The 14,447-nt window shown below is 67.0% G+C and carries 12 protein-coding genes; 2 read left to right on the top strand and 10 right to left on the bottom strand.

Going from position 1 to position 14,447, the window contains the following annotated elements; genetic code table 11:
• Positions 1-120: 120 nt before the first annotated feature.
• Entirely contained in the window at positions 121-1,212 is a 1,092-nt protein-coding gene (locus tag AC07Y4_RS25365; RefSeq protein WP_070061680.1) for a tartrate dehydrogenase, read from the bottom strand.
• 273 nt (positions 1,213-1,485) lie between these two features.
• Between AC07Y4_RS25365 and AC07Y4_RS25360 the strand changes: the two genes are divergently transcribed.
• Positions 1,486-2,343: an aldo/keto reductase gene (locus AC07Y4_RS25360; protein ID WP_487850062.1), complete on the top strand. Its 858-nt coding sequence runs from the start codon at positions 1,486-1,488 to the stop codon at positions 2,341-2,343.
• A gap of 4 nt (positions 2,344-2,347) precedes the next feature.
• On the opposite strand, the gene AC07Y4_RS25355 is transcribed toward AC07Y4_RS25360, so the two are convergent.
• The 9 genes from AC07Y4_RS25355 to AC07Y4_RS25315 form a co-directional block, all read right to left on the bottom strand.
• The gene (locus tag AC07Y4_RS25355; protein ID WP_070061682.1) at positions 2,348-3,838 is read right to left on the bottom strand and encodes a nucleobase:cation symporter-2 family protein; all 1,491 of its coding nucleotides are present in this window, start codon (positions 3,836-3,838) and stop codon (positions 2,348-2,350) included.
• A gap of 232 nt (positions 3,839-4,070) precedes the next feature.
• Positions 4,071-4,832 carry a GntR family transcriptional regulator gene (locus tag AC07Y4_RS25350; RefSeq protein WP_095744177.1) on the bottom strand — a complete coding sequence of 254 codons (762 nt, stop codon included), beginning with the start codon at positions 4,830-4,832 and terminating at the stop codon, positions 4,071-4,073.
• Between the two features lie 14 nt (positions 4,833-4,846).
• Positions 4,847-5,584, bottom strand: coding sequence for an aspartate/glutamate racemase family protein (locus tag AC07Y4_RS25345; RefSeq protein WP_487850063.1), 738 nt, complete (start codon positions 5,582-5,584; stop codon positions 4,847-4,849).
• Positions 5,585-5,611: 27 nt separating this feature from the next.
• Positions 5,612-7,105 carry an NCS1 family nucleobase:cation symporter-1 gene (locus tag AC07Y4_RS25340; RefSeq protein ID WP_487850064.1) on the bottom strand — a complete coding sequence of 498 codons (1,494 nt, stop codon included), beginning with the start codon at positions 7,103-7,105 and terminating at the stop codon, positions 5,612-5,614.
• Between the two features lie 221 nt (positions 7,106-7,326).
• Positions 7,327-9,021, bottom strand: a complete 1,695-nt coding sequence (locus AC07Y4_RS25335) for a CehA/McbA family metallohydrolase domain-containing protein (protein WP_487850065.1) — start codon at positions 9,019-9,021, stop codon at positions 7,327-7,329.
• Positions 9,022-9,205: 184 nt separating this feature from the next.
• Entirely contained in the window at positions 9,206-10,432 is a 1,227-nt protein-coding gene (locus AC07Y4_RS25330; RefSeq protein ID WP_487850066.1) for a M20 family metallopeptidase, read from the bottom strand.
• Between the two features lie 23 nt (positions 10,433-10,455).
• Complete coding sequence (uraD, locus tag AC07Y4_RS25325) at positions 10,456-12,243, bottom strand: 2-oxo-4-hydroxy-4-carboxy-5-ureidoimidazoline decarboxylase (protein ID WP_487850067.1); 1,788 nt, start codon at positions 12,241-12,243, stop codon at positions 10,456-10,458.
• Positions 12,240-13,202: an allantoinase PuuE gene (gene puuE / locus AC07Y4_RS25320; RefSeq protein WP_062480836.1), complete on the bottom strand. Its 963-nt coding sequence runs from the start codon at positions 13,200-13,202 to the stop codon at positions 12,240-12,242. Before puuE ends, uraD begins: the two co-directional genes overlap by 4 nt.
• A gap of 8 nt (positions 13,203-13,210) precedes the next feature.
• Positions 13,211-13,885 carry a GntR family transcriptional regulator gene (locus AC07Y4_RS25315; RefSeq protein WP_056574067.1) on the bottom strand — a complete coding sequence of 225 codons (675 nt, stop codon included), beginning with the start codon at positions 13,883-13,885 and terminating at the stop codon, positions 13,211-13,213.
• A 94-nt stretch (positions 13,886-13,979) separates the two neighbouring features.
• On the opposite strand from AC07Y4_RS25315, the gene uraH reads away from it, so the two are divergent.
• Complete coding sequence (gene uraH, locus AC07Y4_RS25310) at positions 13,980-14,330, top strand: hydroxyisourate hydrolase (protein ID WP_070061690.1); 351 nt, start codon at positions 13,980-13,982, stop codon at positions 14,328-14,330.
• The last annotated feature ends 117 nt before the right edge of the window (positions 14,331-14,447 follow it).

Genomic DNA, 14,447 nt, shown 5'->3' with positions numbered 1-14,447 from the left:
CCGGCCTGCGGCCTCCTCCTTGATTTCGCTGCGGGAAGCACCCAGTGCCCTGAGCACGGGGGCACGCTGCGGGTGTGCGCAGCGCGTTTCGCTTCCTGCGAAAAAGAGGGTCGGGAGGTGTCATGCCGAAGCGATGCACTCGGCAATCGCGCGGCCCACGTCCACCGTGTTGGCGGTGCCGCCCATGTCGCGCGTGCGCGGGCCTTCGCTGAGCACGGTCTCGATCGCCGAGAGCACGGCCGCCGAGGCCTGTGCGTACACGGGGTCGTTGTCGCCCAGGTGGTCGAGCATGAGCGCGGCCGACCAGATCTGGCCGATGGGGTTGGCGATGCCCTTGCCTGCGATGTCAGGCGCGGAGCCGTGCACGGGTTCGAAGAGCGACGGGAACTTGCGTTCGGGGTTCAGGTTGGCCGAGGGCGCGATGCCGATGGTGCCGGTGCAGGCGGGGCCCAGGTCGGAGAGGATGTCACCGAACAGGTTGGAGGCCACGACCACGTCGAACCAGTCGGGGTGCTGCACGAAGTGCGCGCACAGGATGTCGATGTGGTACTTGCTGGTGGCCACGTCGGGGTAGCGCGTGGCGATCTCGGCCAGGCGCTCGTCCCAGTAGGGCATGGTGATGGAGATGCCGTTCGACTTGGTGGCGGCCACCAGGTTTTTGCGCTTGCGGCGGTTGGCGAGCTGGAATGCGTAGTCGATGATGCGGTCCACGCCCACGCGGGTGAACACGGCTTCCTGGATGGCCATCTCGCGCGGCGTGCCTTCGAACAGGCGCCCGCCGACCGAGGTGTATTCGCCTTCGGTGTTCTCGCGCACCACGAGGAAGTCGATGTCGCCGGGCTTGCGGTGCGCCAGCGGGCCGGGCACGCCGGGCATCAGGCGCACGGGGCGCAGGTTGACGTACTGGTCGAAGTCGCGGCGGATCTTGATGAGCAGGCCCCACACGGCGATGTGGTCGGGCACCTTGGCAGGGTCGCCCACGGCACCGAAGTAGATGGCGTCGTGGCCCTGGATCTTGTCGGCCCAGTCGGCCGGCATCATCAGGCCGGTGCGCACGTAGTGGTCGGAACCCCAGTCGAAATGGTCGTACGCGAAATCGATGCCGAAGCGCCGACTGACCGCGTCGAGCACGCGAAGGCCCTCGGGCATGACTTCGACGCCGATGCCGTCTCCGGGAATGACGGCAATCCTGTGCTTTTGCTTCTGCTGCATTGACTCAACCTGTTCCTGAACCGTTTCGATAAGAGCGCCGACGCTTGTGACACCGGGCCGTCAAAAAATTCTAGGAGCGGGTGGGGCGCGCGCGATGGGGGTTGGCACCCACCGGGCATTGACAAAAAGCGAAGGCCAAAACGCCAGAACACGGCGGAAGATAAGCAATTGATGGTCATCGAACTGACTTGAGCTTCGAAAAATTAGAAGGCGCCGGGGGCGGAAAACCCGCACCCGGGCGTCCGCCCAAAGGGCCTGCGTACCATCGTGCCCATGCGAACACTTCCACTCCCCACCGGCGGCGAGATGCCGGTTCTCGGTCTCGGCACCTGGCGCATGGGCGAAGACGCCACCCGCTGCGCGGCCGAGGTGGCCGCGGTGCGCGAGGCCATCGGCCTGGGCTACCGCCTGATCGACACGGCCGAGATGTACGGCGAGGGCGGCGCCGAGACGGTGGTCGGCCAGGCCGTGGCCGAGGCGCTGCGCGCGGGCGATGTGCAGCGCGAAGACCTCTTCATCGTCAGCAAGGTCTACCCGCACAACGCCAGCCGCCGCGGCACGGGCCAAGCCTGCGAGCGCAGCCTGGCGCGGCTGGGGCTGGAGCGCATCGACCTGTACCTGCTGCACTGGCGCGGCAACCACCCGCTGGCGCACACGGTCGAGGCGATGCACGAACTGGTGGAGGCCGGCCGCATCGGTCATTGGGGCGTGAGCAACTTCGACACCGACGACATGCAGGAGCTGGCGCAGGTCATCGGCAACGGTCCGGCCTGCGCGGCCAACCAGGTGTACCTGTCGCTCGGCGAGCGCGGCCCCGAGTTCGACCTGCTGCCCTGGCAGCGCGAACGCGGCATGCCGCTGATGGCCTACAGCCCGATCGACCAGGGCGCGCTGGCGGGCGACGAGGCACTGGGCCGCCTGGCGGCCGACCTCGGCGTGAGCGCCGCGCAACTGGCGCTGGCCGCGGTCATCGCGCGCCCCGGTGTGGCGGCGATTCCGAAGGCGGTGCGCAGCGCGCACCTGAAAGAAAACAGGGCCGCCGCCGAGCTGCAGCTCGATGCGACGACCCTGGTGGCGCTGGACCGGATCTATCCGGTGCCCCAGCGCAAGACGCCGTTGGCGATGATCTAGTTCATCAGTGCGCGTCGGCGTGCTTGGCCGCCGCGATCACCGCTTCTTCGTCGTGCTTCGCACCGTTGAGGAACAGGTTCAGCAGCACGGCCGTGATCGACGCCAGCAGGATGCCCGACTCGATCAGTGAGTGGATCGAGTGCGGCATCCACTGCTTGAAGTTGGGGGCGATGAGCGGAATCATGCCGACGCCGATGGCCACGGCGACGATCATGGCGTTGTGGCGGTTGGTCTTGAAGTCCACGCCCGACAGGATGCGGATGCCGGTGGCGGCCACCATGCCGAACATCACGAGGCCCGCGCCGCCGAGCACCACGGTGGGCAGCGACTCGACCAGCGCGGCCATTTTCGGCAGCAGGCCCAGCACGATCAGGATCACGCCGCCGGCCACGCAGACATAACGGCTCTTGATGCCGGTGACGGCCACCAGGCCCACGTTCTGCGAGAAGCTGGTGTACGGGAAGGTGTTGAAGATGCCGCCGATGAGCGTGCCCAGGCCGTCGGTGCGCAGGCCCTTGGCCAGGTCTTGCTGGCTGATCTTGCGGTCGGTCATTTCGCCCAGCGCGAGGAACATGCCGGTCGATTCGATCATCACGACGATCATGATGAGCGTCATCGTGAGGATCAGGATCGGGTCGAACAGCGGCATGCCGAAGTGGAAGGGCAGCACGACGTCGACCCAGGCGGCCTTGCCGACCTTCTCGTAGGTCATGAGGCCGGTGAGCGAGGCCACCACCGCGCCGATCACGATGCCCAGCAGCACCGAGATGTTGGCGATGAAGCCCTTGGCGTACTTCACGATGAGCAGGATCGACACCAGCACCAGCGCGGCCACGCCGAAGCCCGACAGGTCGGCGTACTTGGGGTTGGGCACGGTGGGCATGATCGCGAAGCCCTTGGGCACCGCGGGGATCGAGCTGCCCGGCGAGGTGACTTCGGCCAGCCACTTGGCGTACACCGGGTCGACCAGCGCGGGCGCCGTCGGGCCCACGGGGTTGCCGAAGATCCAGTTGATGCCCACGCGCATCAGGCTGATGCCGATGACCGCGATGATCGTGCCCGTCACCACCGGCGGGAAGAACCGCAGCATGCGGCTCACCAGCGGCGCGATCAGTATCGATATCACCCCCGCGCCGATGATGGCGCCGAACAGCAGCTGCGCCCCGTTCTGCCCGGGGTTGGCGTTGGCGATGGCGACCATGGGCGCCACCGAGGCGAAGGTCACGCCCATCATCACGGGCAGCTTGATGCCGAACCACTGCGTGGCGCCCAGCGCCTGGATCAGCGTGGCGATGCCGCAGCAGAACAGGTCGGCCGAGATCAGCAGCGCGACCTCGTCGGGCGAGAGCTTGAGCGCGCGGCCCACGATGAGCGGCACCGCGACGGCGCCTGCGTACATCACGAGCACGTGCTGCAGGCCGAGGGCCGCGAGCTTGCCCGAAGGCAGGCGCTGGTCCACGGGATGGACATTGCTGGAAAGGGAATCTGCCGTCATCGTTGTCTCCTGGCGCGGCGAGGGGAACGGAGCAGTGATGCGCGTCGCAGAGCCGTCGCGCACACCAGTTGTGTACGCGAAACTGTATACAATTTATGCGGCAATCCGGATTCAGGTAAACCCGAATCCGGCGAAGAAGCGCTGTAGGAGGCGCGCGCCGACGCCTCCGGCGTTTCGGCCGGCTCTCAGGTATCGGGAGTGGGGTGCGTCAGCGACGCGTGGGCTCAGCGGTTCAGGCCAGCAGTGCCTTGACCAGGTCGAGCTGGCGGTCGGGCTTCTCGGTGCCCAGCTCAAGACTCGCCTCGATGCGTTCGAGGTGCTCGATCATGCAGGTCACGGCCGCTTCCACGTCGCCCTTGCGGCACAGGCGCAGGAAGTCGGAATGTTCGTCGGACGAGCAGTGCGGGTCGTTCGACGAGTGGTAGAGCATCGCGATCAGCGAGCTGCGCGCCACCAGCTCGCGCACCATCTCGGCCAGCGTGTGGTTGCCGGTGGCTTCGGCCAGCGCCACATGAAAGTCGCCCAGCAATTTCTCGCGCACCGTGCCCATGGTGGTGCTCTGGCGCAGCGCGGTGCGTTCGAACTTGATGTGCTGCTCGAGCGTCTGGTAGTCGCGCGGCCGCGCGTTGGCGATGAACAGGCGCACCACCTCGCGCTCGAGGATGCGGCGCACGGCGAACACCTCGCGCGCCTCGTCCACCGTGGGCTGGCAGACGAAGGCGCCCTTGTCGGGAATCATCTCGATGAGCTTGTCCTTCGACAGCATCAGCAGCGCCGCGCGCACCTTGGTGCGGCTCACCGAGTAGACGCGGCCCAGCGCCTCTTCGCGCAGCCAGGTGCCGGGCGGCAGGCGCTTCTCGACGATCGCGGTGGCGATGTCGTTGGCGATGCTCTCGATGGAACTGTTCTTGTCGGCCGGCGCCGCGCCGTTCTCGGCCGGTGCGGCAACGGGGGCGGCGGAAGGGACGGAGGTTTTGGAACTGGCGCGGGGCATCCGCCGATTGTGGCTCAGCGCGTGAGCGTGAAGCCTTCGAGCGCGCCGATCATGGGCTTGGGCAAGGGCCTTGCCAGCTCGCCGCGCTTGCTGGTGCGCAGCTTCAGCGCCACCAGCGATTCGATGAGCTTGGTGCCCGCGGCCACGCCGTCGATCACCGGCACGCCGAGCACCTGCTCGATGTGCGCGCACAGGTCGGTCATGCCGGCGCAGCCGAGCACGATGCAGTCGGAGCCGTCTTCTTCCAGCGCGCGCCGGCATTCGTCGACGATGCGCTCGCGGGCGTTGGAACCCGGTTCTTCCAGCTCGAGCACCGGCAGCTCGCAGGCGCGCACGTTGGCGCAGAAGCGCTCCATGCCGTAGATCTCGGCCAGGTGCCAGGCCTGGCCCATGGTGCGGCCCAGCGTCGTCACCACGCTGAAGCGGCTGCCGATCATGCTGGCCAGGTGCATCGCCGCCTCGGCGATGCCGACCACGGGGCCGCGCGCCAGCTCGCGCGCCGCCTTCAGGCCCGGGTCGCCGAAGCAGGCGATCACGTAGCCGTCGATGCCGTCGCGCTCGCCCGCCGCGATCTCCTGCAGCAACCCCGGCACGGCCAGCGCCTCGTCGTAGTGGCTCTCGATGGAGACCGGCCCCATGGCCGGGCTCACGGCCACGATCTCGGTGCCGGCGTGCGCCACCGCGCGGGCGCAGGCACCGATCTTCTCGGTCATGCTCCAGGTGGTGTTGGGGTTGATGATCTTGATGCGCACGGCGCGGTCCCTTCTTCGGTCAGTTTTTCAAGTCTTGTTGTTGCGGTTCAAGAGCACGTAGAGCACGAAGCCCAGGCCCATGCCGATGAACCACGCATAGTTGGCGGCGCCGCGCAACGTCGGCACCATCACGCACAGGATGGGCACGATGGCCGAGGGCACCAGCGCCTGGATCGCCTTCGGGTTGTAGCCGCCGCTGTACCAGTACTTGCCCTGCTTGCTCATGGTGTAGAGCGCGTCGACGTCGATCTGCTGCTTGCGCACGATGTAGTAGTCGGCAATCAGGATGCCGAACAGCGGCCCGATGAACGAGCCCAGCACGTCCAGCGTGTAGTGAATGACCTCGGGGCTGTTGTAAAGGTTCCAGGGCGTGAGAAACACCGAGCCCACCGCGGCGATCATGCCGCCCGTGCGCCAGCTGATGTGCTGCGGCGCCACGTTCGAGAAGTCGAAGGCCGGCGACACGAAGTTGGCCACGATGTTGATGCCGATGGTGGCGATCATGAAGGTCAGCGCGCCCAGCACCACGGCCGTGGTGCTGTCGATCTTGCCCACGGTGTGCACCGGGTCGGTGATCAGTTCACCAAAAACGGGCAACGTGGCGGCCGTGGTGATCACGGTGAGCAGCGAGAAGAACACGAAGTTGACCGGCAGGCCCCAGAAGTTGCCCTTCTTCACCGCGTCGAAGCTCTTGCCGTAGCGCGAGAAGTCGCCGAAGTTCAGCATCGGGCCGCTGAAGTAGCTCACCACCAGCGCGATGGCCGAGAGCATCACCGGCAGCGCGTCCCAGCCCTGGAACTTGATGCCGCCCAGGTTCAGGTCGATGTTGCTCCAGCCGGCCTTCCACACCAGCCAGCCGCACAGCACGGCCATCACCACGTACACCGCCGGGCCGGCCCAGTCGATGAACTTGCGGATCGCTTCCATGCCGTGCCAGAACACGAAGGCCTGCAGCACCCACATGACCATGAACGCCACCCAGCCCAGGGCCGACAGGCCGACGAAGCCGTACTGCGCCACGTCGGCATACGGCGCCAGGCCGGGTGCCATGTGCAGCGCCAGCACCATGAAGGCCGCCGAGGCCAGGTAGGTCTGCACGCCGTACCAGGCCACCGCGATCAGCCCGCGGATGATGGCCGGGATGTTGGCGCCCAGCACGCCGAACGAGGCGCGGCACACCACGGGGTAGGGCACGCCCGTCACCTGGCTGGGCTTGGCCACCAGGTTGCAGAAGACCTGCACGATGACGATGCCCACCAGCAGCGCCACCAGCACCTGCCAGCTCGACAGGCCCAGCGCGAACAGGCTGCCGGCCGTGATGTAGCCGCCCACGCTGTGCACGTCGGACATCCAGAACGCAAAGATGTTGTATTGCCCCCAGGTCTGCTTCTTGAGCGGGGCGAGGTCCTCGTTGGTCAGGCGCGGGTCGTAGCCCGGCTTGATGAGGGCGTTCGATTCCGCGTGCGGCGCGATGCCGGCTTCGCTGGCCCCCGCGGGGGCATGGCTGGCGACTGTGCTCATGGTCTTTCCTCGTACTTGGTTGGGATGAGGGACTTTTTGACGCAAATTTCGCGCCGTCTTTATGGGTGCGTTATTTGTATACAAAAATTGAACCCAATCAAGACCATGCGGGGAATCATATATCCGTAGATTCCCTGATGCGGGGCGGGCCGGGGCAAAGAAAAAGCGCCATGCCCCGCGAGGGGCATGGCGCCTTGGAGGCCGGGGCGAGGGGGCGCCGCCTACTGCGCCGCCACCTTCACGAACACCGGATTCGAATAGAACCACAGGTCGTTGTAGTTGCGCGCATTGATCGCGTTGAAGCGCGTGACCGGGTCGTCGCCGGCCGGCGTGGGTGTGCGTGCATCGAACAGCGGTTCGCCGCCCGCCGTTTCGTTCGGCACGTCGGTGCCCAGGTTGGTGCCTCGCAGGCGGAAGTACTGGTTGTTGCCGGCCTTCACGGTGTAGGTCACCGCGAAGTAGCCTTCGGTGTCGAGCGTCCAGTCGGCGCGGGTGAAGCGCTTGACCACGCGGGTCGTCGGGTTGGTGTCGCGCGCGTAGCCGGGCGTGCCCGGGAGTTCGCGGCCGGTCACGTCGCCCGCGATGAGGTCGATGTGGTCGACCACCGGCTTCACGTTGGCGTACACGCCGCTGCCGAGCTGGTACTCGAAGTTGTTGCGCTCGGGGCTCTTGAAGCGGATGGTGATCTTCAGGTCTTCGCCGGGTTTGGCGCTCACTTCGGCGCCCATCTCGCCCGCGCCCTTGGCGCTTTGCACCTTGAAGTCGAGCGCGTCGATGAGGCCGCCGTTGACCGCGAACAGCTTGCCCGAGCGCATCGCAGTGAGCAGCGACTTCGGGTCCTTGATGTCGCCCCAGAGGTGGTTCCTGGCGTACTCGCCGGGCGCGTAGCCGCTGCTGTACAGGCCTTTCGAGGTCGTGAAGTGGTAGTCGGAATCGGCCACGTTCCAGATGCGGCGGCCCTCGGACAGCAGGGCGTCCCAGGTGCCGCCGAGCTTGGCGACGAGGTAGTCGACGCCGCCGTAGGTGCGCGAGGGCAGGTTGGCCGGCGTGTAGTCGCTGGCGTAGCCGCCGCGGTCGGGCTCCATCTGGTTGCCGACCATGCCCTCGAGCAGGAACGCGATGTCGGGCGCGGTGTCGTTCATCTCGCGCAGCTGGGCGGCCGTGTACTTGCCGGTGTTGCGCGAGGGGTGGTTGATCTGCAGGTAGCTGGAATCGGGGTAGTTCTTCTTGAGCCAGGCGATGGCCTTGATCACGTCGTCGTGCGTCGTGAAGGCGCGTGCGTCCTTGGCGTTCCAGGCGGCCACGTCGGCGGCCGGGAACAGCGCGGGGTCGCGGTTGGTGAACAGGTATTCGAACTGGCTCACGGCCTTGAGTGCCGCGTCGGACATCGGGCTGTCGGTCAGGATGCCGACGTTGCCGTGGTCGTGCGTGGCCATGTCCCATTCGAAGGACGCGAAGATCGTCTTGTCGGTGTACTTGCCGCCGGCCTGCAGCGCCTTGATGCGCGGCACCTGGTAGTCGGCCATGCCCTTCGAGAACGGAATCTGCGCCGGCAGCTTGCGGCCGTCGTTGTCATAGGAAGACAGGCGCAGGTGGTCCGAGATCGCGACCCAGTCGAGGCCGAAGGTGTCGAAGGCCTTGGCGAGCACCTGGTTGAGCGTGGAAATCTGCTGCGTGTCGTCCGACTGGATGGTGTGGACATGCAGGTCGCCCACGGTCCAGCGGCCGGCGGGTGCGGCCGGAGGTGGCGCGGCGGGCGAGGGCGCCGGTGCAGGGGCCGGCGGTGCGATGGGCAGGCCGGCGAACGGCGCACCGCCGCCGGAGCCGCCGCCGCACGCGGTCAGCAGGGCCGCGCCGAGCGCGAGGGTGGAGAAAAGGGACGTGCGAAAGCGGGGCGCGGGAGGCAGGATTTTCATGGCGACACAAACAGCAACGGCCAGCGAATGGCTGGCCGTCGCATCGGGATTTCAATGAGGCGATGGCGTGAAAGCGCATCCGCCGGAGAACCCCGGAGTCTGAAATCCTGTCGTGACGCTTCGATGAAACTGCGATGAAAGTTCACGCCCGAAGGCATGCGCTTTCAGCCGCAGTTCAGGGCGCTCAGGCCAGCAGGTCGCTGAGCGTGCGCGCCACCACCTTGGTCGCGCGGCGCAGGTCTTCGAGCACCACGCGCTCGTCGCTGCGCTTGGCGTGCGACTCGAGCACGGTGCGCGGGCCGGCGCCGTAGATCACGCCGGGAATCCCGGCTTCGACGTACAGGCGCACGTCGGTGTACAGCGGCGTGCCCATGGCCTTGATCGGCTCGCCGAACAGCTCGCCGCCGTGCTTCTGGATCGCGTCGACCAGCGGCTTGTTGCCGGCCAGCGGCTTCATCGAGTTGGCGAGCAGCATGCGCTTGATCTCGACCGTGATGCCCGCGCTTTCGGCGGCGGCATCGGCGATCACCTGGCGGATGTTGGCCTCGACTTCGACCGGGTTCTCTTCGGGGATCATGCGGCGGTCGAGCTTGAACACGACCTTGCCGGGCACGACGTTGGTGTTGGTGCCGCCCTCGATGCGGCCCACGTTCAGGTACGGGTGCGTGATGCCCTCGACCTTCGACGTGACCTTCTGGTAGAGCGTGTTCTGCGCGTACAGCGCGTTCAGGATCTTGGTGGCGCCCTGCAGTGCGTCGATGCCGGTGGTGGGCACGGCGGCGTGGGCCATCTTGCCGTGCACGGTCACTTCCATCTGCAGGCAGCCGTTGTGGGCGGTGACCACTTCGTAGCTGAAGCCGGCCGCGATCATGAGGTCGGGCTTGGTCAGGCCCTTCTCGAGCAGCCAGCCCGGGCCGAGGATGCCGCCGAACTCTTCGTCGTAGGTGAAGTGCAGTTCGATGCTGCCCTGGGTGGGCTTGGCCACGGCCTCGAGCGCACGCAACGCGAAGGTGAAGCTGGCGAAGTCGCTCTTGCTGACGGCGGCGGCGCGGCCGTACAGGCTGCCATCGACGATCTCGCCGCCGTACGGGTCGTGCGTCCAGCCTTCACCGGGCGGCACCACGTCGCCGTGGGCGTTGAGCGCCACGGTGCGCCCGCCGTTGCCGTATTTGCGGCGCACGATCAGGTTGGTGATCGATTCGAGGCCGTAGTCCTTCACGTCCTGCGCGGGCACGGCGTGCTTCTCGGCATCGAGGCCGAAGTCCTTCAGCAGCTCGGCGGTGCGCTCGGCGTGCGGTGCGTTGTTGCCGGGCGGGGTGTCGGTGGGCACCTGCACCAGTTGCTGCAGGAATTGCACTTCCTCGTCGAAGTGGGCGTCGATCCAGGCGTCGAGTTTGGCGTAGTCGGTCATGGTGGTTGTTCTTGTGGGGTCGGTCAGTGGGCTTGTTCGGCGGCGAGGTTGTCCAGCAGGAGCTGGAAGGCCTGCACGGCGAGCTGGATGTCGTCGTTGGTGCTCGACTCGAGCGGGTTGTGGCTGATGCCCGAGTTGATGCCGCGCACGAAGAGCATGGCCTGCGGCATTACCTCGTGCAGCTTCATCGCGTCGTGGCCGGCGCCGCTGGGCATGCGGAAAAGCGGAATGCCCAGCGCGTCGACGGCCTGTTCCCAGCGCTGCTGCCAGGCGGGTTCGCTCGGTGCGGCGGCGGCGCGCATGGTTTCCTCGAGTTCGTAGCGCACGCCGCGGCGTTCGCAGATGTCCTTCAGTGCGGCGACCACGTCGTTGGCCAGCGCGTCGCGCTGTGCGTTGTTGGGCGCGCGCAGGTCGAGGCTGAACTTGCAGCGGCCGGGCACGACGTTGATCGAGCCGCTGGGCACTTCGAGCATGCCCACGGTGCCGACCGAGTCGCCGTCTTTGGCGGCGCGCTGCTCGGTGTAGAGGATGAGTTCGGCCACGGCGGCGGCGGCGTCGCGGCGGCGGTCCATGGGCGTGGTGCCGGCGTGGCTGGCCATGCCGATGACTTCGCCCACATAGCGCACGCTGCCGTTGATGGAGGTGACGATGCCCAGCGGCAGGTCGAGCTCGGTGAGCACGGGGCCCTGTTCGATGTGCACCTCGACAAAGCCGAGGTAGCGCGCCGGGTCGCGCTGGATCTTCGGAATGTCTTCTTCCTTCAGGCCCGCGTGCTGCATGGCCTCGCGCATGGTGATGCCGTCGGCATCCTTCTGGTCGAGCCAGCGCGGGTCGAAGTGGCCGATGAGCGCGCCCGAGCCGAGGAAGGTGGCCTTGTAGCGCTGGCCTTCTTCTTCGGCGAAGCCGACGACTTCGAAGGCGAAGGGCAGGCGGCGGTTCTGGCGCTTGAGTTCGCGCACGCAGGCCATGGGCACGAAGATGCCCAGGCGGCCGTCGTACTTGCCGCCGTTGCGCACGGTGTCGTAATGCGAGCCGGTGAGCAGGGTCTTGGCATCAGGCTTGGCGCCTTCATAGCGGCCGACCACGTTGCCGACCGCATCGATGTGCACGGAGTCGAAGCCGCAGTCGCGCATCCAGCCCGAGATGTTCGCGGCGCAGGCGCGGTGCGCGTCGGTCAGGTACGTAACGGTGAGCTGGCCCTTCTCGGCATAGCCGGGGTCGGTGTGCGCCGACAGCTGTTCCTGCCAGTCCCACACGTCGTTGCCGAGCGTGATGTCGGCGCCGAACTTGTCGTTCAGGCGGATCTCGGCGATGCGGTGGATGTTGCGCAGCGCCTCGCCAAGTTCGAAGCTCGGGTGGTTGTGCAGCCGGCGCGCGAAGGTCTCGATGATCTCGCGCTTGGCCAGGCCCGTGCCGCGCGGGCCGCGCACCGCCAGGATGAACGGGAAGCCGAACTTGGCGTTGTAGTCGGCGTTGAGCTTCTGGATCTGCGCGAACTCTTCGGGCGTGCAGTCGGTCAGGCCGGCCTTGTTCTGCTCGTTGGTCGACTCGGCGGTGAGCGTCTTGCTGACCATGGCCTTGCCGGCGAGCTCGGGGTGGGCGCGGATCAGGCCGATCTGCTCGTCGGCCGACGACGCGGCCAGCGCCTGCACCAGCGCGTGCTTCAGATGCGCGAGCGAGCGGAAGGGGCGCTGCGCCAGCGCACGCTGCGCGATCCAGGGCGAGTGTTCGTACACGCCGTCGAGCATGGCGACGGCAGCGGCCGGCGCGGCGGCGTTGAGTTGGGCAAGGGTGAGGAGAGGGGTGCTCATGATGCGGCTCCGGCTTCGAAGGGGTGTGCCTGCTTCCAGTGGCGTGCGATGTCGACGCGGCGGCAGACCCAGACCTTGTCGTGCGTGGCGATGTGATCGAGGAAGCGCTGCAGCGCCGTGATACGGCCGGGGCGGCCGAGCAGGCGGCAGTGCATGCCGATGCTCATCATCTTGGGGCTGTCGTCGCCGTTGGGGTCGCCTTCGGCGTACAGCGCGTCGAAGGTGTCCTTCATGTATTGAAAGAACGGGTCGGCGTGCGAGTAGCCCTGCGGCAGCGCAAAGCGCATGTCGTTGCAGTCCAGCGTGTAGGGCACGATGAGCTGGGGCACGACGCTGCCGTCGGTCTTTTGCACCTTCATCCAGAAGGGCAGGTCGTCGCCGTAGTAGTCGCTGTCGTACTCGAAGCCGCCGTAGTCGGCCACGAGGCGACGCGTGCGCGGGCTGTCGCGGCCGGTGTACCAGCCGAGCGCGCGCTCGCCGGTGAGCTTTTCGATCGCTTCCATGCCCAGGCGCATGTGCTCGCGCTCGGTGGCTTCGTCGAGGTTCTGGTAATGGATCCAGCGCCAGCCGTGGCAGGCGATCTCGTGGCCGAGTTCCTTGAAGGCGGCCGTGAGCTCGGGGTAGCGCTGCAGCGCCATGCCCACGCCGAACACGGTGAGCGGCAGGCCGCGCTTTTCGAACTCGCGCAGGATGCGCCACACGCCGGCGCGCGAGCCGTACTCGTAGATGCCTTCCATGCTGATGTGCCGGTCGGGGAAGCTCGCCGGGTTGAACATCTCGGAAAGGAACTGCTCCGAGCCCGCGTCGCCGTGCAGCGTGGCGTTCTCGCCGCCTTCTTCATAGTTGAGGACGAACTGCACCGCCACGCGCGCGCCGCCGGGCCAGCGGGCGTGGGGCGGGTTGCGGCCGTAGCCGATCAGGTCGCGCGGGTAGGGCAGGGTGGTGTCGTAGACGGTCATGGTGTGGATCAGGACAGCGCGAGGGAGATGTCGTTGGTCGGGACCTTGCGGTCGAAGGTGAGGTTGGCCTCGACGTGTTCCAGGTGCTCGGTCATGAGGCGCACGGCGAGTTCCTCGTCGCGTGCGGCCAGCGCCTTCACGATGTCGGCGTGCTCGTCGTTGGAGTGCTCGGCGGCGCTGGTGCTCTGGTACATGAGCGTGATGAGGGCGCAGCGCGAGATCAGCTCGCCCAATATTTGCGCCAGCACCTGGTTTCCCATGAGTTCGGCCATGCGCACGTGGAAGTCGCCAAGCAGCTCGGTGCGGCCCGACACGTCTTCGCCGCCGACGGCCGATTTCTCGAGCGCCACGTGCTCCTTGAGCGCCTTGATCTTGGCGGGCGTGACGCTGCGCACGAAGGCGCGGGTCATCTCGGCCTCGAGCATGCGGCGCACGGCGAACACCTGCTTGGCCTCGTCGACGGCGGGCGCGGCCACGAAGGCGCCGCGCGCCGGCTCGAGCCGGATCAGCTTGTTCTGCGAGAGCTGGAACAGCGCCTGGCGCACCAAGGTGCGCGACACGCCGAAGTGATCGGCCAGCTTCTGCTCGGCGAGCTTGGTGCCGGGCTGAAGGCGGTGCTCGACGATGGCCTTCGTGAGGGCATCGACGATCGAACGGGTGGTGGAGGACTCCATGTTTTTCATGATAGACCCAAAGCCGGTAACTGTATACACTTTTGTCCACCGGAATTTCCCGCACCCCGATCTCACCGATCCGACACCCTTTGAAGGAGGCCCCATGGGCTTGAGCACTCACGTACTGGACACGATGCACGGCGGCCCCGCGGCCGGCATGGAGGTGGCGCTGTACACCACCGACGGCGACGCCGCGACGCTGGTGAAGCGCTTCACGCTGAATTCGGACGGCCGCAGCGACGGCCCGCTCTACGACAACAACTCGATCAAGGTCGGCACCTATCGGCTGGTGTTCGACGTGGCGGGTTATTTCAAGGCCCGCGGCGTGACGCTGCCGGAGCCGAACTTCCTGAACAAGGTGGCGCTGGACTTCGGCGTGGCGCACACCGACCAGCACTACCACGTGCCCTTGCTCGTGAGCCCGTGGAGCTACTCCACCTATCGGGGCTCCTGAGGTCAGTCCCCTTGTTGCTGTCCTTCTGTCAGGGTGTCGAGCTGGAAGCGTCCGCTCTTGTCCCACAGCCAGGTGTCGGTCCACGTGACCGCGCCCAGGCGCTGGGCGGGCGGGAAG

This window comes from Variovorax sp. GW460-12-1-14-LB1, from assembly GCF_059423605.1.
Note: the sequence above shows the minus strand (reverse complement) of the source record. Positions and strands in the feature narration are given on the sequence as shown.